The following is an 18,073-nucleotide window of genomic DNA, read 5'->3' as shown; positions in this document are numbered from 1 at the left end:
GGTCCGGATCTCAATTCCGTTCTTATTCCTGCAATTGAATCCGGGTTTTACGCAAATTTGCCATACCGGTCACCTCTACTGCAAACCCAATTGGGTAATATTTCCCTTCCGATTTCTTCAAAACTGCCGGAATCTGCTAACTTCACACCGGCACACCGACCAAACGCGCATTTCATGGAACATTTCACCTATCAGACCTTTCCCGTTTTTACGACACCTCGTCTCGAATTACGTCAGTTGGTCCCGGAGGACGCCCGGGATGTATTCCGTTTCCGTTCCAACGAAGAAGTCGGTCGCTACCTGAGTCGGCCGCTGGAGGAAAGTCTATCCGGCTGTCGCGATTTTATCGAGAACATCATCGAGGGTATCCGGAAAAAGGAATTGTATTACTGGGCTATTGCCCTGCCCTCAGGCCCGGTGATGGGTACCATCTGTCTCTGGAATCTGTCTTTCAAAGACCTTACTGCTGAGATCGGTTATGAGTTACATCCCGATTTCCAAAAGCAGGGGTTCATGCAGGAAGCCATCGAGGCTATCCTGCAATATGCCTTTGAGACCATGAAACTGCAACGGATCGAAGCCTATCTGCAAACGGGCAACCGGGCATCCGTCCGCCTGCTGGAACGCAATGGTTTTAAATTTCTGAAGAAAGTAGGGGACGAAGAAAAATTTGCGGAAGAAGCCGATATGCAACTGGTGGCCTATGTACTGGAAGCTGCCCGGTAGAAAAAACGGGCATTTAATTCTCAAATTGAAAATGGGAATTCCAATGGCAATGGCAATTTCACGGTAGGGATTCATGCGGCCAGAACCCCATTCCTGCAACTACCTCGGAAAAAGCTTTTACGGCAGCCTCCAAGATTAGAAGACGGCAAAAGGTAGGCGCCCTTAAAAATCTGCGCTATCTTGCACCCTTTTTCCAAACGCCCGCATTGATCCATGAAGTACTGGTTTTTTCTTGCCTTTGCCACCATTTCCTGGGGCCTGAACTTTCACCTGGCAAAAATGATGCTGGAGGACAGTACCGCTATGGAAGCCGGGCTGTGGCGCTACATTTTCGGCGTTGGGGTGCTGCTATTCTTTTTGTGGGGAGACTGGCCGAAGTGGTCCGCGGTCAGATCGCAGTTACGCCCTTTGTTCCTGGTCGGGTTTATCGGGCTGTTTGGCTTCAACTACTTCTTTTTTGTCGGGCTATCTAAAACTTCCGCCATCAATGCGGCCCTGATCGCCGGGCTCAACCCCGCCACTACACTCATCCTTTCCCGTTTTATTTTGAAGACCCCGATCTCCAAAGCACAGATCGCCGGGATCATCATGGCGCTATTCGGCGTTATTTTCCTCATTTTGAAAGGGGAAATATTTTCCATTCTGAATTTACAACTCAACGAAGGTGATGCCTGGATCCTGCTGGCCAATTTTGTTTTTGCGCTGCACAGTGTGTGGGTCAAGCAATACGGCGGGGTGCTCAGCAACCGGCATTTTACCTTTCTGACCAATTTTTTCTGTCTGCTCGGATTTGTATTCCTGCTGCCTTTTCTCGAATTCGGTGCTATTACCGAGTATCCGACCCAATACTGGATCGCGGCAATCGGGATGGGAGGAGTGGGTACCGCCCTCGCTTATTATTTCTGGAATAAGGGGATCGCTCAGCTCGGCGCACCCCAGGCGGGTATTTTTATGAATATGGTACCCTTATCTGCCGCCGTTTTTGCCCTGTTCTTCGGCGAAAGTATCCGCTTTTATCACATCGTTAGCGGTCTGGCCATTATCACCGGGGTGGTGATCATGCAGTTAAAGGGCAGAAAACGGAATAAGCCGGTTGCCCAGGCGTAAGCAGAAATACTAGAGAAAGATGCTAAGATAAGCGGCAATTATAGCCTACAGTGCCCAACTTATTAAGCTGGCCCAATCGTAAAATATTACCTTTTATTTTAAGATTGCTGATTACAACAGTACCCGCAGTCCCAGGCCTACACCACCCACCAGGTATTTCTGGCTGAGGGGATAGTCACTCCGGGTGAAAGATTCCGGATAATACCGCAGATAGGGTTCCGCCATCAGATCCAACCGGTCGTTCAGCTGGTAATGCAGACCGAGACTGGCCTGCCAGCTCAATCCGACCTTGGTCTTATAAACCGGTTCCAGCGCGGTATCATCGTTGTCGAAGCGGGTCGGCAACAGATCGCGCGGGCCCAGATAGCTACCCTCACCGGAATAGGCCACGTTGAGGTTGACACCGGCATTAGCCGCCAGGGTGACCTTATTGTAGCGCACTTCGTATCCTAATTGGAAAGGAATATCGATCATGCGGTGGCGGTTGCCGTATTTGAGTACCGTATCCTCGTAGAGATAGGTGGTATCCGAACCGATCACTTCACCGTTCGGTCCGTAAATATCGGTAATGGTGGTTTGCCGGACTTTGGAGTTCCGGTAGACCATGCGTTCGTTAAACTGCGTATACCCTACCCCACTGCGAATAGCGCCTCCCCAGGGGAATACGATGGACAGCCGGGCGGTAGCCCCGTAGGATAACTGGGGCGTTTCCGTGGTGGACCGCTGGTTGGCGTAATCCAGATACTCATCGGATTTGGACGAGAACGTCCGGTTCAGCAAACTCGGTCCTGCGGTAACGGCCAGAAAAATAGCCGGGCGGCCTTCGCTGAAACGCGCACAACCGGTCTCGGGGATCGGAATGGGCGTAGCGGCGATGGTATTGAGGTAAGTAGGTATATATTTTCCGCCGTCTTTTTCCGACTGATCAAGGGCAGCCGGGAGGGCTACACTTTGTCTGACGGGTGCCGGGCTTACCGGTGCTTCGGAAGCGGCGGTAGTTTCTTTTTGGGTAATGGATGCTATCGTGTTCTCAGCAGGAACGGCGCCTTTGATGGCTAAAGAGTAGGAAGCAGGAGCCGTGGTGATTGGCGCAGCGGGCACTTCGGCAATGGCCACCGGCTTGGGAGCAGTCTGTTTTTTCTGGATGATCGCTCCGACATCCGGCAGGATACCGGCCTGTTGGGCGAGTAGTTCCAGCGGCTGATCGGTAAGGGCGTGACCGTTCAGGTCCTGGGCAAAAGCGCCGTGGTTACCGGCCAGTGGGAAACTCCCCAGAGCCGGCGTTTCGGACCAGCCCAGCCATACGCCCAGCAGTAATACGGCGGCAGCACTGGAAATGATGGTGAACTTCTGTCGCATAAACACCAGCTTGTGGCGATGGCTGCGACCGCGGCTTTCCTCAATCCGTTCCCATACATGCATAGGAGGAGGAACGGCGTGTTGATTCAAACCGCGTTGAAAAAGGTCATCAATGGGATGTTTGTCATTTTTCATACCGCAATTTTTTGTGCGGCGGTGACCCTGGCTTGCAGCATCTTTCGCGCTTTTACTAATTGTGAGCGCGATGTGCTTTCCTGGATCCCCAGCATCTCGGCAATTTCTTTGTGATTGTATCCTTCTATGGCGTAAAGGTTAAATACCAGTCGGTAACCATCCGGTAGTTCCGAGATGAAACCCAGAAGTTCGGCTTCATCAAAAAACTGGTACGCTTCCGGTTCCACGGCTACTTCGGGTACATGCTCTACCCCAATCTGCTCGTTCATTATTTTCTTCCGGCTGTAAAACTTCAGTGCGGTGTTGACCACAATACGACGGATCCAGCCTTCAAAGGAGCCTTTGTTTTCAAAGCGATGAATATGATCGAAAACTTTGATAAAGGAATCTTGCAGAATATCTTCTGCCTCCATGCGGTGGCGTGCATAACGCAAACAGACGGCCATCATCTTTCCGGCATACAAGCGGAAGACTTCTTGCTGGCAGTGGCGGTCTTCCCGCACACAACCCTGAATCAGTTCATGCTCCGTCACAACCAATGTTTGCGCACGCTGAATTTAACGAGCGTGGGTTTAACAAAAAGATGCAGTTGATACCAATAACGCTGCCTGCACCGGGAAATTATTCTGATTTTAACATTTAAGAAGCTGTTTTAGCTTAACACTCAGACTTTTCCATGCTTCTTTTTCCATCCCATTTCGTTCCCAAAAACCTCATAAGGCCATGGCCAGATTCCGGTTTTGGGTCTTACCTGAACGAAAATATTTCCCGAAACTAAGTTCAGCAGCTAAATTTTAAGAGACTGTCTGAAAACTTCTGCTGCCGGAGAAAAACCCGGATTTTGGTGTCAATTGAAAGCTATTTTTAACTGCATAGCCCAGCTACGGAGTTAAAAATAGGTGCAAAGTGGCGGCAAAAGCCGCGTTTTGCCCGGTACGGGCCCGTATGGGCAACCCAGTGAGAGGTTTTCAAACAGTCTCTAGTAGCGCCTGAGACTTGTTAAACTAAACAACTACGATCCCAACAAGTTAGGCAACTTCCCGTATTTTTCCACACCCTACCGGACATTTTTCACTTACAGGAACAACTCCATCTGGATATCAGACCTTTCATACGGAGAAGGAGCACCAATGATTCGCTGGAACCCGAGTTTGTAATATAATTTTAGCGCCGGCGTCAGGGAGGTATTGCTTTCCAGATAGACTCGGCGGGCACCGAGTTCACGGGCTTTCTCGATGGCAGCCAGCCCCAGTTGCCAGCCGATCTGTTTTCCCCTGGCCACGGGCAGCACGCCCATTTTAGCCAGCTCGAAGGTGTCTGCTCCACGCCGGACGAGCGCGCAGGTACCGACGGCCTGGCCTTTATACAGACCCATCAGAATGGCCCCTCCCGGCTGGAGAATATAATTTTCCGGATCATCCAGCACTTTGTAGTCTTCTTTCTCCATTTTGAAATAAGTCTCGATCCACTGGATGTTGATGTTCCGGAAATCGTCGCGGTATTGAGAGGTAAAGGGAACGATGGCCACCTGCCCGGCGTCGAACTCCCTTTTGATGTCGCGCACCCGGGTGAACAGATCCTTGCGGTCCAGTGCCTTTTCAAGATCATTGATCGCCTGCCAGATGTGGTGATCCGTTTCCGCCAGCAGGTCCACCACCCCGCTTTCCACGTGACGGTAGAGTTCTTCCATCGGTTCCAGCAATTGGTGCCCCTTTTCGGTTAGTTCCAGTACACTCTGGCGACCGTCGGATTCGGAGGGCCGTTTTCGGATCAGTCCCTGCTTTTTCATCTGCCGGGAGATCTGGCTGACGGATGGGTGCGACTGACCGATCTTCTCCGCCAGGACCGAAACCGGTGTGGCTCCCTCGCGGGACAGCACAAAAAATACCGGAAACCAGCGCGGCTCGAATTCCAAACCCTGCAGCTGGTAGGTCTTGGCGGAATCTTTGGTGATGCGGTCACTCAACTGCCGTAAGCGACTACCGAGGGCCATCACGCCTGTCTGTTCAAAAAAATCCATAAACGAATTATTAAATAGATTACGTAAGTGCTTACGCAAATATAAAAATTGCCACTGATTCTGGAAATACCGGCGATATTTTTTGTGCTTATCAATGTCAAAAGATAGACAGTAGAAATTGTTAGCTGTGCTCTGAAACCAGCCGCCAGACACGAAAACCGGCACTAAATATCCGATAGCCCGCTCCTTTGTGTATTTTTACGCCCCAAACCAAGCAACCCACACAACACCAGCTATGGATCTATTTACCATTCTGACTATTCTCATCGTGCTGTCGGCCATTTTCGGCTACATCAACGTTCGCTTTCTGAAACTGCCGGTAACCATCGGCCTGATGATCATTTCCATCGTCTTTTCCTTTCTGGTACTCCTGGCCGGGCAGATCAGTCCGGGACTATTGGAGTGGGAACGTATGCTGGTGAGTTCCATCGACTTTCCTTCAGTATTGCTAGAGGGAATGCTCAGCTTTTTGCTCTTTGCCGGCTCCCTGCACGTAGATTTCGCCGAGTTGCGGGCCCAGCGCTGGCCGATCATCCTGTTTGCCACCCTGGGCGTGATCACGTCCACATTTCTCATCGCGGGAGCTACCTACTTTATGCTGATCATTGTGGGCATGCCGATAGAGTTTATCTACTGTCTCTTGTTCGGGGCGCTCATCTCCCCTACCGACCCGATTGCGGTCCTCGGGATCCTGAAAAAAGCCGGGGTACCCAAAAAGCTGGAGACCAAGATCGTGGGGGAAAGCCTGTTTAACGACGGTATCGGAGTGGTTGTTTTCCTGACCATCTTTCAGCTCGCCCAGGCCGGTCTCGGCACCATTGAATTTTCGGAAGTAGGGCTGCTTTTTCTGGAAGAAGTAGGGGGCGGCATCCTGCTCGGTCTGGGACTGGGATACGGCGCCTACCAACTGATGAAACGCATTGACGATTACGAGGTAGAAGTCATGATCACCCTGGCCGCCGTAATGGGCGGCACGGTGGCGGCCAGTTATTTGCACGTATCCGCGCCGCTGGCGATGGTCGTAGCCGGCCTGCTGGTGGGCAATGAACGTTTTCGTACCTCCACGATGTCCGATATTACCGAGACCTACGTCGACAAGTTCTGGGAACTGATGGACCTGCTCTTCAATGCCGTGTTATTCGTATTGATCGGGTTGGAGATTGTAGTTATGAACTTTGAAGGAAACTACGTACTGGCGGGTATTCTGGCCATTCCGATCGTTCTGCTCAGTCGCTATGTTGCTCTGGCCCCGCCGGTCGCGCTGTTCAGCAAACGCCTGGGCTTCGTCCCCAAAACGAACCTCATCATGACCTGGGGTGGATTACGGGGTGGAATATCCATTGCCCTGGCGCTGTCTCTGACCAGCGACATGCCCCGGGACCTGATCCTGACCATCACCTACATCATCGTGGTCTTTTCCATTATCGTCCAGGGGCTCACCGTGGGCAATCTGGTCACCCGCCTGCAGGAGCAGGAAGCTGGCTTTAGGAAATCGTAATTCTGCCGCTTTTTAAAGAGCGGCGTAAGCACGGGTGCTCTACCTTTGCCCCATGAATTCTAACACGAGCACCCACCAGGACCCGATCGTCAGCCGCAGACAACAACTCATTGCCGCCGCGCTGGTATTTACCGGCGCGCTCTGCTTTTCGGCCAAAGCGGTATTCATCAAATTGGCCTACCAGTACAATATTGACAGCATTTCACTACTTACGCTGCGGATGGTATTTTCCATGCCGCTCTTTCTCATTCTGGCCTGGTGGTCCCTGCGCAAAAAACAATCCGCCTACACCGAACCCACCCGCCGGGAATGGTTGTACATCGTCTTGCTGGGTATTTTGGGTTATTACCTAGCCAGTATGTTGGATTTCCTGGGCCTGCAGTACATTGGCGCCAGTCTGGAACGCCTGATTCTGTTTGTCTATCCCACGATGGTCCTGATCCTTTCGGCCGTTTTTCTCCGGCAGCCCATCCAGCGCGATCAGTATATTGCTCTGACCCTCACTTATGTGGGCGTAGCCCTGGCTTTTATCGGGGGGATTGAGTTAAACGAAAAGCGGGATCTCTTCCTGGGAGGCGGGCTCATCTTCCTGAGTGCATTCGTCTACGCCTGCTATCTGATCGGCAGCGGTAAATTGCTGCCTAAGGTAGGCACCCTGCGGTTTACGTCCTACGCCATGATGTCGGCCTGCTTCGGGGTATTGATCCACCACGGATTGTTGTACCAGTGGCGCCTGTTCCATTTTGCGCCGGAAGTTTACCAGCTCAGTATCGTGATGGCCGTATTATCGACGGTGCTGCCGGCCTTTATGATCTCCGAAGGTATCCGCCTCATCGGAGCGGGAAATGCCGCCATTATCGGTAGCGTCGGTCCTATTTCGACGATCATCCTCGCCTATATCTTTCTGGGTGAACGCCTGGGAACCTGGCAGTGGGTGGGGGCAACGCTGGTGATCGCCGGCGTTTTCTGGATCAGCTTTCGGAAACACCGGCGCTGATACTATTGTGTTAAGACGGCTGTCGGTTTTCCCTGAAAAAGCAAGAGCGTAGAAGGACCAGCGATTGATATCCTTCTACGCTCTAATTTTTTGTATTCCTTCAGAGACTGTTTGAAAACTTCTGCTGCCGGAGAAAAACCCGGATTTTGGCGTCAATTGAAAGCTATTTTTCACTGCATAGCCCAGCTACGGAGTTAAAAATAGGTGCAAAGTGGGGGCAAAAGCCGCGTTTTGGAACCCAGTGAGAGGTTTTCAAACAGTCTCTCAGGGTATCTGCGACCGGACCGTGTGGGGACACAGCCCCGGGCCCACCCGATCCGTTCTTCGGGTAAGATCCTACCGGTCGGACTGATCAGCGGGCAAAGTACAAAACCAGGGCGCTGATCGTATGCGGATGCTGGAATGTTCCGGCATTCAGCATTTTTTTCACTTCTTCGATCGGGATCTCAACAATCTCGACATCCTCACCGTCGTCGAGCGCCAGTTCGAATTTGGCGTTGGCGTTTTCGGCGAGATAGTGGAAAATGTAGGAATCCATAAAGACCGGATTGGAAGCGACCTTACCCAGTTCCTCCCAGTTTTCGGAGACATAACCGGTCTCTTCCCGCAGTTCCCGCTTGGCGGCGGGGATCACCTCTTCGTCGTGGTTGAGCAAACCTCCCGGCAGTTCCAGCGTGAAATCTTCGATGCCGAAACGGTACTGACGAACGAAGACAATGGTTTTCTGCGGACTGACGGCCACCACATTAACGGCATCCTTGGATTGCAGGATGATCATTTTCTGGCTTTTCTCATTCCGGGGGTTTTGCATTTCATCCCAGCGAGCGCGAAAGAGTTTCAGGTCGGGTCCAACTTCTGAGCTTAGGCGTTTCCATTTTTTATCAGTTGTAGCCATAAATTTTTTTTTAATTGCACAAATTGTGCGAATGAGTGACACTATGATCTTTGGCTAGAGCTAGAAGATAAAAACCGGAGTGGAGTTGTTTCGCAGCCAAAAATAAAAAAATCCTGTTCAATTACCATTCTCTGCGGTCAATCCCTTTACTTTGTTGAGAAGAGATTGACAGGAATCCGGCAAACACTATCCGCTTCACCTAAAAACCCTATTATGAGTAAATCTTCCTCGCTTTGGACCAATCCGCTGACTTTGGTTCTGATCTTCCTTGCATTGGCCTGGGTTTTCGCCATTGCGAAATACTGCGCCAACCGCACCGATGTATCCAATCCGGGCGAACTTGCGACCAATCTGGCTTCCCCGGTGCCCAATTATACGCTCCTGACCGAAAACAACTGCCCGCTCAAACTATCCGACCAGAACGAGACCCTGGCTACCGCTCTTCTCCAACAATATTTTCGCCTCGATAGTCTCAATCGTTTCCAGGAAGCGATCTGGACACCCAATCCGCAGATCGACACGCTGTTTGCCCGCCAGTTTGCGGGCCCCTGGGAAACCTACATCGAATGCATTCAGACTCTCCGGACGGATTCAACCGGAGCTACCGAAAATATCGCTTTACTCGCCAGCAACTTTCAGGATAACGATTGCCGGACCTGCGCGCCCTACATCGGTTATATCCGCTTTCGGGCTCAAAACGCCGATCCCGCCACCATCGTTATTCGCGGATCGGAACGGGCCCTGTTCAAATTCGGCGCTTACGGCGCCATCGGCGATCAGATCAGTCTGATCGATCTGGGCCCCAGCCAGGCCTTGCTTTTCTCGACCGCCTATACCCGCGGAGGACTCACGCTGGACAGCACCACCATATACGATCTGGACGACTTCCGTCCCATTCTGCAGGTGGAGCGTTACGAAAGCAACGGTGGGGAAGACACGCCCTATCTCTACGAACGCAAAGGCGAACTGTACCAACACCCCAACCAGGATCCTTATTTACCCACGGATCTGGCGCTCTACGAGTATACCACCGTGCTGAGCGGTCAGCCGGAAGAAGTAGCCGAACCCCGCACTACCTACTACCGGTATCTGCCGGATGCGCTGCAATACGTACGAATGGATAATCAGTAAATTTCTGGGGTGGAAAATGGTCACAGGCAACACCCGGCGGCTCCGGGGCGTTACCTATCACGGAAAACAAAAAGCAATAGTCAAAAGTAAGCAAACTACCGACCATTTACATGTCTACACCCAAACATATTGAGATTGCAGATTACACCTATGATCTGCCGGATGATCGCATCGCGCAGTACCCCCTTGCGGAAAGGGACGATGCCCGCCTGTTGGTCTACCGGGACGGGCAGATCAGTGCTTCCGATTTCAAACATTTACGGGATCAGTTGCCGGACCGATCCCTGCTCGTATTCAACGATACCCGGGTGATCCACGCCCGGCTGCACTTTACCCTGCCCAACGGCAAACTGCTGGAGATCTTTTGTCTGGAACCCCTGCAACCGGCCGAATACCAACAGAATTTTGGAGCCTCTGGAAGTGTCCGCTGGAAATGCCTGATCGGCGGGAATCGCAAATGGAAAAGCGGTGTGATCGAAAGCAGCATTCCGGGGCCGGAAGGCATTTTTACACTGCAGGCCGAACGGATCGGACGGCTCGAGGATGCCTTCGAAGTGGCTTTCTCCTGGACGGCAGACCTGAGTTTCGGCGAAGTGCTGCACGCCGCCGGCGTGATCCCGCTGCCCCCTTATATGCAACGGGCTTCGGAGGCAGCCGACGCGGATCGCTACCAGACGGTCTACGCCCGCCTTGATGGTTCGGTAGCCGCTCCGACGGCCGGACTGCATTTTACCGATCGCGTTTTCCGGGATATGGATGCCAAACAGATCGATCGCCTCTTCGTGACGCTACACGTGGGAGCCGGTACGTTCAAACCGGTTAAATCCGAAAAGATCGGGGATCACCACATGCACCAGGAAAGCATTTATCTCAGTCTCGATGATGTTCAGGTGCTGCTGGATTCCGTAGCCGCAGGCCGGAAGATCATCAGCGTGGGCACTACCAGTACCCGCCTGCTGGAAAGCATCTACTGGCACGGCTGTATGCTGCTGCAGCAACAAAGCGCTCCGGATGCTCCCATCGATGTTCCCCAATGGGCGCCCTACGAACTGGCCGCCCATCAATATAGTGCCACCGAGGCACTGGCGGCCGTGCGGGAACAGATTCGCGCCTTACCCGATCAGTTGCTCACCGGACAGACCCAGGTCATGATCGCTCCGGGTTATACATTCCGGATCATTGACGGCCTGATCACGAATTTTCACCAACCGAACAGTACCCTGCTGCTGCTGGTGGCCGCCCTGATCGGTCCGGACTGGAAAAAGGTATACCAATACGCTTTGGAGCATGATTTTCGTTTTTTAAGCTACGGGGATGGTAGTCTGCTCTGGGCAGCCGCCCCAACCGGAGCCTGAGAAATGATTTGCCTGAAATTTCAGGAGTTTCTTAGCTTTGCGGCACAATTTTTAGCATCATTATCCTTTAAATCAAAAGCCTACGGGCATTAATCGGACTTACAACAATTCAATTTATATGAATCAATCAAACCGTTTTCGTTTCCCCATTTTGGGTTTTGCGGCCCTGATCGCCGGCCTGCTGTTTTTGAATGCCTGCCAGCAGAATGCACCCCAGGAAAGTGCAGCGGGTGAAAGTATGGACAAGAGCGCTTCGAGCGTCGTATTTATCTATGCCGACACCATTTTGGCCAAATATGATGTATTTCAGGAGAAAGGAGCCGAGCTGGCGCAACGCGAGCAGGCGGAAACCGCCAAACTCCAGGAAAAAGGCCGGGCGATCGAGCAGGAGGTGAGAGCCATCCAGAATAAAGTACAACAGGGACTACTGGCACCAAACCAGATTGCGCGGGAAGAACAGCGCATCGGCCAAAAACAGCAGGAACTCATGATGGAACGGGAAAAGATCACCCAGGAGCTCATGCTGGAAAGCCAGAAACTCAACCAGGAACTCCAGGAAAAACTGACCAAGATCCTCGAAGATCTGCAGGCCGAACGCGGTTATGACTTCATCCTGAGCTACGGCCCGGGCACGGCAGTACTGATGGTCAACGACGAGTTGGACATTACCGATGACGTACTGGCCCGCCTGAATAAGCCCAAGGCAGAAGTTAACTAGCCTATCCCGATCCACCGGTAGCCGCTGGCCCGGGCTTTATGCCTATGGAATCGGCTACCGGCAGTTCGTCCTCCCGCCGATGAACAATCATATGCAATCACTGTTTTGCCTATGAAAATTTAAAAACAGGATTCATCAATGGAGGATAAGAACTATCTGGTCGTCGGCGGAAGCTCGGGGATCGGACTCGCATTAGTCGAACAATTACAGGCCGGGGGAGCATCCGTCTGGGTGTGGTCCCGTACCGGCGACGCTCTGCAGCAAATGGACCGCGTTCACCACCAGGCGGTCGATGTCGAAGGAGACGAATTTCCCGTTTCCGACCTACCCGATCAACTCGACGGGGTCGCTTACTGCCCCGGCACCATCAACCTCAAGCCGTTCCGTTCCCTGGATCCGGCCCAATTTCAGACCGATTGGCATATCAATGTCCTGGGAGCGGTAAAAGTGCTCCAGGCCGTAGAGAAAAAGCTGAAAAAAGCCGGCACTGCTTCCGTGGTGCTGTTCAGTACGGTAGCCGTTGGGCGCGGTATGCCCTTCCACGCTTCGGTGGCAGCGGCCAAAGGGGCGATTGAAGGACTCGGACGCTCCCTGGCGGCCGAATGGGCGCCCCGGATCCGGGTGAATATCGTTGCACCTTCCCTGACGGACACTCCACTGGCCGAACGCCTGCTCTCTTCGGAGGAGCGAAAAAAGTCGGCTGCCGAAAGACACCCGCTTAAGCGTTATGCCCAACCACAGGAAATTGCTAAATTGGCCCTTTATCTACTCGGACCGGACAGCCAATGGATCACCGGACAGGTGATGGGGATTGACGGCGGACTGAGTACCATTTAAATCCAGGTCATGAAAAAGATACTCGTCCCCACTGATTTTTCGGAAAATGCCTACAATGCGCTGAACTTCGCTATCGCTTTCGCCAATGAGTTTGGTAGCGAGATCTTTCTGATCCACACGTTCAAGCTGTACAGCTCAACGGGGATGTTTATTTCCGTGGAATCCTACATGGAGGACGACGCCCGGAAAGACCTGGCCGAGATGATCCGGGAAACCAAACCCAAACTGAAAAACGGAGCCACGGTCAAACACAAACTCTACCGGGGCGATGCGGCGCCGGTGATCGCTTCGGTAGCCGATAAGGAAGGTTTTAATCTGATCATCATGGGTACGCAGGGAGCCTCCGGCCTTAAGGAGATCTTTACAGGAAGTACGACCAACGGGGTGATCAAAGCCAGCAGAACACCTCTGTTGATGATCCCGGAAGGATGTCCTTACCAGCCCCTGAAAACCGCGGTTTTCGCCATCGATCAGGACGAGATCTCAGGCACGGAGGTCGTCGAGCCACTACTGAAGATCGCCCGGATCTTCGACACGCGCATCAATGTATTCCACCAGGATACCGGCGGCCGGGATTCGGGGATCAAAGCCCGGATCCGGCAATTCCTCGACCCCGTCGAAGCCAGCTACCATTTCAGTCTGGACGAGCAGCATATTACCGATAGTATCGACGAGTTCGTGGAGGAAAAGCAGGCCGATCTGCTCTGCATGATACGCCGGAAAAGAAGCTTTCTGGAAAGCATATTTCACCAGAGCGTCACGACGGAAGAAGCTTTCCACTCGAAAATCCCCCTGCTAGTATTGCACGATGAAGCCGAATCTTAAGTCCATTCGATCATGACCGCCGACGAATCGCTGCAACTGCACTATCCCACCATTTTTGCCGACTTTCCGACCCTGGCTGCCGCCCAGAGTACGCGATACGGCGGTGTTAGTCAGCCGCCCTACGACAGCCTCAACCTGGGCCTGCATACCGAGGACGATCGCGAAGCCGTACTCGAAAACCGAAAGCGCTTTTTTGCAGCCTGCGGCTTTCGGCCCGATCAGACCGCCGGTAGCCATCAGGTACACGGCGCCGAGGTGTTGAAAGTGGATGCAGCCGGCTATTTTACCGGATACGATGCCCTGATCACCGATCAGACAGGCATTCTCCTGACCGTCACTGTCGCAGACTGTACTCCGATCCTGCTGTACGATCCGGTGCGCCGGGCCATGGCGGCCGTACACGCCGGCTGGAAGGGAACGGTTTCCCGAATCGTTGTACGCGCGCTGGACGCGATGCGGGAACACTACGGCACCGAGCCGGCCGATTGCCGGGCTTATATCGGCACCTGTATCGATCACTGTGACTTTGAGGTCGACGCCGACGTGGCCGACCATTTCACCGATACCCACAAACACTGGGATGAGGCTAAAGGTAAGTTCCTCGTCAACCTGAAACAGACCAACCGGGATCACCTGCAGCAAGCCGGCCTGCCCGGACAGCAGATCGAGTGCTCCCCCTACTCTACTTTTTCCCGACACCGGGATTTTTTCTCCCACCGCTTCGAAAAAGGCAAAACCGGACGCATGCTGGCCGCTATCGGTTTGCGTTCTTAAAGAAAGTGACGCTTTCGGACCGAAATTCTCCTAGGCCCATCGAAAAAATGCCTCTATTTCGCCGAATTATTGTAATTTTTGGGTCTTAACGCATTACCGATTCTTAATCAATTAAATCGAACCATGGGATTCCTCAATGAAATCAAGAAAGCACTTTTTGGTGCAAAATCTGTTGTAAAATCAGCAGCGGATAAAGCCGCCGAATCCGGCAAGGAGGCCGGACAGGAAATATTTGAAAAATCAAGTGACTTCATGAAAAAGGCCAAAGTAAAAGCCGAAGATCTCGGTGAGGATGCCTTAGAAAAAACGAGTGATATAGTGGATAAAGCAAAAGACAAGATCGAAGACATTGCGGAAAAGATCTGGGAAGAGGCCGAATACGCGACTTCCAAGGCGAAAGAAGCCATGAACGAACTCTCCGATAAAGCCAAAGCCAAAAATAAAGTGGTGAAAGAGGAAGTAGAAGAAGAGGCCGAAGAGGTCCGGGAAGAAGCTGAGGACCTGTTTGCAGACCTGGATGAAACCGTAGAGGATACAGCCGAAGAAGTGGAGGATGTTGCCGAAGAAGCGGAAAGTACTTTCGAAAGTTCCGCCAAAAAAGCCGGCGATAAGATCCGCGAGATCGGTGATGACCTGATGGAGAAAACCAGCGGACCCCGCAAAAAGATCATGGATACCGCCGAGGACGTCGGAGGGAAGGTACTGGATACGGCCGACAAGGTAGGCGGCAAGATCATGGACACGGCCGAAAAACTGGGAGAAAAGATCCTGGGAGCTACCGAAGGCAACAAAGAAAAGATCATGGATACCGCCGAAAAAGTAGGAGGTACCATTCTGGAAAAATCCGGGGAAGCGATCGAAAAAGCGAAAAATTTCGGTAGCAAGATGTTCGACAAGGCCGAAGACATGGTGCAAAAAGCCCAGGAAGAAGCCGAAAAGGACACCATGGAAGAAACGCTCCGGGAAGCCGAAGAAATGGGTAAAACCGCCGAGCAGCGGGCCCAGGATACCATGGATAAGGTCAAGGACTCCACCGACGACCTGCTGGGTAAACACGAAAGCTTCTTCGATAAGGCCGCTAAATACGCAGACGGCGATTACCAGATGAAGGGGGATAAAAAAGGAAAACCGGGCGATATGACCATCGGTAAAAATCCGGACTTCAAAGAAAAGCCAAAACCAGACGGTAAAGCGGCCGGGTTTGAAGACCTTGACGGCGACGGTGACGAACTCATCGATGATGCCATTATCGACGAATAAATGATACATCCGGCCGCATCTCCGGCCGGCACTTATGCTTAACAGCCGCGAACGGGCGCAAAATTCCAGGGACTACTCCCGGGATTCCGGCTCCGTTCGCGGCTTTCTTTTTTGTACTCAGCCTCAAAGGGCCCCGAGCGAACGGTCCGTTTATATATGCTTCAATACCTCGATCGTACGTTCGATCATCGCTTCCGTAACGTCCAGATGGGTCACAAAGCGCACCGTTTGCGGACCGAAGGGTACCGCCAGAATACCTTTTTCCCGCAACTTGGCCAGGAAGGAATCCGCCGTAAAGGGAGGCTTAAGATCGAAGATGACGATATTGGTCCGCACCGGACGAACGGATTCTACAAAATCAAGTTTCTCCAGCACCTCGCCGAGTCGGCGGGCCCGGTCGTTGTCCAGCTTCAGGCGATCGACGTGGTGATCCAGGGCGTAAATGCAGGCGGCAGCCAGATAGCCGGCCTGGCGCATGCCGCCCCCCATCACTTTTCGTACCCGCCGGGCCTGACGGATAAAGTCCGCATCACCGATCAGGACCGATCCCACCGGAGCGCCCAGCCCTTTGGACAAACAGATGGAGACACTGTCAAATAACTCCCCTACCGCGCGGGGCGGCTCGTCCGTTTCCACCAGGGCGTTGAACAGGCGGGCGCCGTCCAGGTGTAACTTCAGGCCGCGACGTTCACAAAGTTCCCGGATCGGCCGGATCTCTTCCAGGGTGTAATAACTCCCGCCCCCTTTGTTGCAGGTATTTTCCAGTACGACCAGTTTACTGATGGGCAACCAGTCCTGCACCGGCTTGATGACCGCCTCCACCTGATCGGCCGTCACCTTGCCGTTGGTGCCCCGGATGAGATTGATCCCCACTCCGGAATTGCTGGCATAACCGCCGGTCTCGTATTGGTAGATGTGGGAGTATTCGTCGCAGATCACTTCATCCAGCGGCTGGGTGTGCACCTTAATGGCGATCTGATTGGTCATCGTACCGGAAGGGCAGAACAAAGCCGCCTCTTTGCCGAAGAGTTTGGCCATTTTAGCTTCCAATGCATTGATCGTGGGATCTTCTCCGAATACATCGTCTCCCACTTCCGCGGCGAACATGGCCTGCAGCATGTCTGGTGTCGGTTTGGTAACCGTATCGCTCATTAAGTTTATAGTACTCATTCCTGATTATTTTAAGAACCTGTGATAAAAATGACGCTTTCGCCGGGAGCTCCGCATTTAAAGCGATTTGTCCGTGCGTCCGGTCTCCGGATCGGTCCGGCCTGATCGCGCCATTCAAATTTTTCTAATGGTACACTTTTAAGCGTGAAAATACTTCATCTTCCCCAAGATCTGTAATCAACAAAGCATTACCTTTGCGCATTATAAAGGCATTATCCGAAATGGCAAAAAAAGCGAAATGGTACCAGGTGCTACTGGAAGTGATGCTGCTCCTGTTTTTGGTGGCGGTGAAGGTATTGCCGGTACATGATGTCACCCTACCGGAATTCCTGACCGGCAAGGATTACATCGACACCCTGATCACATTCTTTATTTTCCTGTTGTCTCTGCGCGTTATACTCCGGCTGACGGGCTGGTGGTACCGCAAGCGCAACAATATGCCGGCGGATAAGGATGATAACGTCATTTACGGCCTTTCCAACCTATATATTCTGCTCGTCTTCCTGTTCAGTATGCTCACGATACTGGCCCTGATGGGGATCAACTACAAAGAGCTCTTCACCACGCTCAGTATCGTGGCCGCGGCTATTGCCATTATTTTCAAGGATCTGATCACGGAGATCATCAGCGGTTTCATCATCAGTTTTTCCCGGCAGATCAATAACGACGACTACGTCAAGATCGGTGAACACAAAGGAAAGATCGTCGACATCAACCTCATGAAGACGACCCTCATCAATGAGGACGACGACGTCATCATCCTGCCAAACTCCAAGGTGTTTACCAGCGAGATCATCAACTATACCCAGCGGGAGATCAAGAAGATCAATACGGAATTTGAGATCAGTCTGGATACGCTGGAAAGTGTGGAAGCCCTGGAAGTAGAATTGAAGGAGGCGCTCAAAAGCTATCGAAAATTCATCCAGAAGGATTCCTATAACCTCAAGGTCGTACAGATCAAAAAAGATTTTCTTCAACTGAAGTTCCAGTATGTGCTCCATAAGGTGGATCGCGAACTGGAACGCAATATCCGTCGCACCATGGCCCGGAAAGTGGTGTCACTTACTAAGAAGGTGAAATCGGCTTCCCCGGAAACGCCGGGAACGCTCCAGGTGGAGGAGGGTTAAATACCCGGACCACACTACTGAACATCTTGTATTAATCAAGCAAAGATAGGGAGACTGAGAGGCAGGGAGAAGGGGTGAGAGCGTTGCGTTTCGCCCATTCAACTTGTCTTCTATTTCTTCTTGTGTATACCCGTATTTT

17 protein-coding genes are annotated in these 18,073 nt (G+C 52.3%); 12 read left to right on the top strand and 5 right to left on the bottom strand.

All coding sequences use genetic code 11. From position 1 onward, the window contains the following. The first annotated feature begins 174 nt into the window (after positions 1 to 174). A complete protein-coding gene (locus CRP01_RS18235) occupies positions 175 to 726 on the top strand; it encodes a GNAT family N-acetyltransferase (protein ID WP_099151523.1) in 552 nt (183 codons plus the stop codon). A gap of 213 nt (positions 727 to 939) precedes the next feature. Next, complete coding sequence (locus CRP01_RS18230) at positions 940 to 1,833, top strand: DMT family transporter (RefSeq protein ID WP_099151522.1); 894 nt, start codon at positions 940 to 942, stop codon at positions 1,831 to 1,833. A 111-nt stretch (positions 1,834 to 1,944) separates the two neighbouring features. Here the strand turns inward: CRP01_RS18230 and CRP01_RS18225 are convergent, their stop codons facing one another. From CRP01_RS18225 to CRP01_RS18215, 3 genes are all read right to left on the bottom strand, one after another. Continuing rightward, positions 1,945 to 3,327 (bottom strand): hypothetical protein, encoded by a 1,383-nt coding sequence (locus CRP01_RS18225; RefSeq protein ID WP_099151521.1) that lies wholly within the window; start codon positions 3,325 to 3,327, stop codon positions 1,945 to 1,947. After that, on the bottom strand, positions 3,324 to 3,860 hold the full coding sequence (locus CRP01_RS18220) for an RNA polymerase sigma factor (RefSeq protein ID WP_099151520.1): 537 nt from the start codon (positions 3,858 to 3,860) through the stop codon (positions 3,324 to 3,326). The genes CRP01_RS18225 and CRP01_RS18220 overlap by 4 nt, the downstream gene beginning before the upstream one ends. 542 nt (positions 3,861 to 4,402) lie before the next feature. Beyond that, complete coding sequence (locus tag CRP01_RS18215; RefSeq protein WP_099151519.1) at positions 4,403 to 5,347, bottom strand: bifunctional helix-turn-helix transcriptional regulator/GNAT family N-acetyltransferase; 945 nt, start codon at positions 5,345 to 5,347, stop codon at positions 4,403 to 4,405. Positions 5,348 to 5,582: 235 nt separating this feature from the next. On the opposite strand from CRP01_RS18215, the gene CRP01_RS18210 reads away from it, so the two are divergent. Continuing rightward, entirely contained in the window at positions 5,583 to 6,845 is a 1,263-nt protein-coding gene (locus tag CRP01_RS18210) for a cation:proton antiporter (RefSeq protein WP_099151518.1), read from the top strand. A gap of 52 nt (positions 6,846 to 6,897) precedes the next feature. Continuing rightward, positions 6,898 to 7,842, top strand: coding sequence for a DMT family transporter (locus CRP01_RS18205; RefSeq protein WP_099151517.1), 945 nt, complete (start codon positions 6,898 to 6,900; stop codon positions 7,840 to 7,842). Between the two features lie 352 nt (positions 7,843 to 8,194). On the opposite strand, the gene CRP01_RS18200 is transcribed toward CRP01_RS18205, so the two are convergent. Beyond that, a complete protein-coding gene (locus CRP01_RS18200; RefSeq protein WP_099151516.1) occupies positions 8,195 to 8,737 on the bottom strand; it encodes an NUDIX hydrolase in 543 nt (180 codons plus the stop codon). A gap of 213 nt (positions 8,738 to 8,950) precedes the next feature. Here CRP01_RS18200 and CRP01_RS18195 point away from each other — a divergent pair, with 213 nt between their 5' ends. The 7 genes from CRP01_RS18195 (at position 8,951) to CRP01_RS18165 (ending at position 15,637) form a co-directional block, all read left to right on the top strand. Then, the gene (locus tag CRP01_RS18195; protein ID WP_099151515.1) at positions 8,951 to 9,868 is read left to right on the top strand and encodes a hypothetical protein; all 918 of its coding nucleotides are present in this window, start codon (positions 8,951 to 8,953) and stop codon (positions 9,866 to 9,868) included. Between the two features lie 110 nt (positions 9,869 to 9,978). Then, a complete protein-coding gene (locus tag CRP01_RS18190; protein ID WP_099151514.1) occupies positions 9,979 to 11,223 on the top strand; it encodes an S-adenosylmethionine:tRNA ribosyltransferase-isomerase in 1,245 nt (414 codons plus the stop codon). Between the two features lie 118 nt (positions 11,224 to 11,341). Further along, positions 11,342 to 11,941 (top strand): OmpH family outer membrane protein, encoded by a 600-nt coding sequence (locus CRP01_RS18185; protein ID WP_099151513.1) that lies wholly within the window; start codon positions 11,342 to 11,344, stop codon positions 11,939 to 11,941. Between the two features lie 138 nt (positions 11,942 to 12,079). After that, positions 12,080 to 12,778, top strand: coding sequence for an SDR family NAD(P)-dependent oxidoreductase (locus tag CRP01_RS18180; RefSeq protein WP_099151512.1), 699 nt, complete (start codon positions 12,080 to 12,082; stop codon positions 12,776 to 12,778). A gap of 9 nt (positions 12,779 to 12,787) precedes the next feature. Then, positions 12,788 to 13,603 carry a universal stress protein gene (locus CRP01_RS18175; RefSeq protein ID WP_099151511.1) on the top strand — a complete coding sequence of 272 codons (816 nt, stop codon included), beginning with the start codon at positions 12,788 to 12,790 and terminating at the stop codon, positions 13,601 to 13,603. A 12-nt stretch (positions 13,604 to 13,615) separates the two neighbouring features. After that, positions 13,616 to 14,377 carry a peptidoglycan editing factor PgeF gene (gene pgeF, locus CRP01_RS18170; protein WP_099151510.1) on the top strand — a complete coding sequence of 254 codons (762 nt, stop codon included), beginning with the start codon at positions 13,616 to 13,618 and terminating at the stop codon, positions 14,375 to 14,377. Between the two features lie 252 nt (positions 14,378 to 14,629). Continuing rightward, positions 14,630 to 15,637, top strand: coding sequence for a hypothetical protein (locus CRP01_RS18165; RefSeq protein ID WP_143473429.1), 1,008 nt, complete (start codon positions 14,630 to 14,632; stop codon positions 15,635 to 15,637). 150 nt (positions 15,638 to 15,787) lie between these two features. On the opposite strand, the gene CRP01_RS18160 is transcribed toward CRP01_RS18165, so the two are convergent. Continuing rightward, entirely contained in the window at positions 15,788 to 16,807 is a 1,020-nt protein-coding gene (locus CRP01_RS18160; RefSeq protein WP_099151508.1) for a threonine aldolase family protein, read from the bottom strand. 221 nt (positions 16,808 to 17,028) lie between these two features. On the opposite strand from CRP01_RS18160, the gene CRP01_RS18155 reads away from it, so the two are divergent. Beyond that, positions 17,029 to 17,934 (top strand): mechanosensitive ion channel family protein, encoded by a 906-nt coding sequence (locus tag CRP01_RS18155; protein WP_099151507.1) that lies wholly within the window; start codon positions 17,029 to 17,031, stop codon positions 17,932 to 17,934. The last annotated feature ends 139 nt before the right edge of the window (positions 17,935 to 18,073 follow it).

The organism is Flavilitoribacter nigricans DSM 23189 = NBRC 102662 (assembly GCF_002646595.1).
Classification (GTDB): Bacteria; Bacteroidota; Bacteroidia; order Chitinophagales; family Saprospiraceae; genus Flavilitoribacter; species Flavilitoribacter nigricans.
This window is presented reverse-complemented; position numbering and strand designations above follow the sequence as displayed.

Bases quoted from the DNA above. Each gene is read 5' to 3' on its own strand.
- CRP01_RS18235 (WP_099151523.1), top strand. From the start codon at position 175: ATGGAACATTTCACCTATCAGACCTTTCCCGTTTTTACGACACCTCGT.
- CRP01_RS18230 (WP_099151522.1), top strand. From the start codon at position 940: ATGAAGTACTGGTTTTTTCTTGCCTTTGCCACCATTTCCTGGGGCCTG.
- CRP01_RS18225 (WP_099151521.1), bottom strand. From the start codon at position 3,327: ATGAAAAATGACAAACATCCCATTGATGACCTTTTTCAACGCGGTTTG.
- CRP01_RS18215 (WP_099151519.1), bottom strand. From the start codon at position 5,347: ATGGATTTTTTTGAACAGACAGGCGTGATGGCCCTCGGTAGTCGCTTA.
- CRP01_RS18210 (WP_099151518.1), top strand. From the start codon at position 5,583: ATGGATCTATTTACCATTCTGACTATTCTCATCGTGCTGTCGGCCATT.
- CRP01_RS18205 (WP_099151517.1), top strand. From the start codon at position 6,898: ATGAATTCTAACACGAGCACCCACCAGGACCCGATCGTCAGCCGCAGA.
- CRP01_RS18200 (WP_099151516.1), bottom strand. From the start codon at position 8,737: ATGGCTACAACTGATAAAAAATGGAAACGCCTAAGCTCAGAAGTTGGA.
- CRP01_RS18195 (WP_099151515.1), top strand. From the start codon at position 8,951: ATGAGTAAATCTTCCTCGCTTTGGACCAATCCGCTGACTTTGGTTCTG.
- CRP01_RS18190 (WP_099151514.1), top strand. From the start codon at position 9,979: ATGTCTACACCCAAACATATTGAGATTGCAGATTACACCTATGATCTG.
- CRP01_RS18185 (WP_099151513.1), top strand. From the start codon at position 11,342: ATGAATCAATCAAACCGTTTTCGTTTCCCCATTTTGGGTTTTGCGGCC.
- CRP01_RS18180 (WP_099151512.1), top strand. From the start codon at position 12,080: ATGGAGGATAAGAACTATCTGGTCGTCGGCGGAAGCTCGGGGATCGGA.
- CRP01_RS18175 (WP_099151511.1), top strand. From the start codon at position 12,788: ATGAAAAAGATACTCGTCCCCACTGATTTTTCGGAAAATGCCTACAAT.
- pgeF (WP_099151510.1), top strand. From the start codon at position 13,616: ATGACCGCCGACGAATCGCTGCAACTGCACTATCCCACCATTTTTGCC.
- CRP01_RS18165 (WP_143473429.1), top strand. From the start codon at position 14,630: ATGAAAAAGGCCAAAGTAAAAGCCGAAGATCTCGGTGAGGATGCCTTA.
- CRP01_RS18160 (WP_099151508.1), bottom strand. From the start codon at position 16,807: ATGAGTACTATAAACTTAATGAGCGATACGGTTACCAAACCGACACCA.
- CRP01_RS18155 (WP_099151507.1), top strand. From the start codon at position 17,029: ATGGCAAAAAAAGCGAAATGGTACCAGGTGCTACTGGAAGTGATGCTG.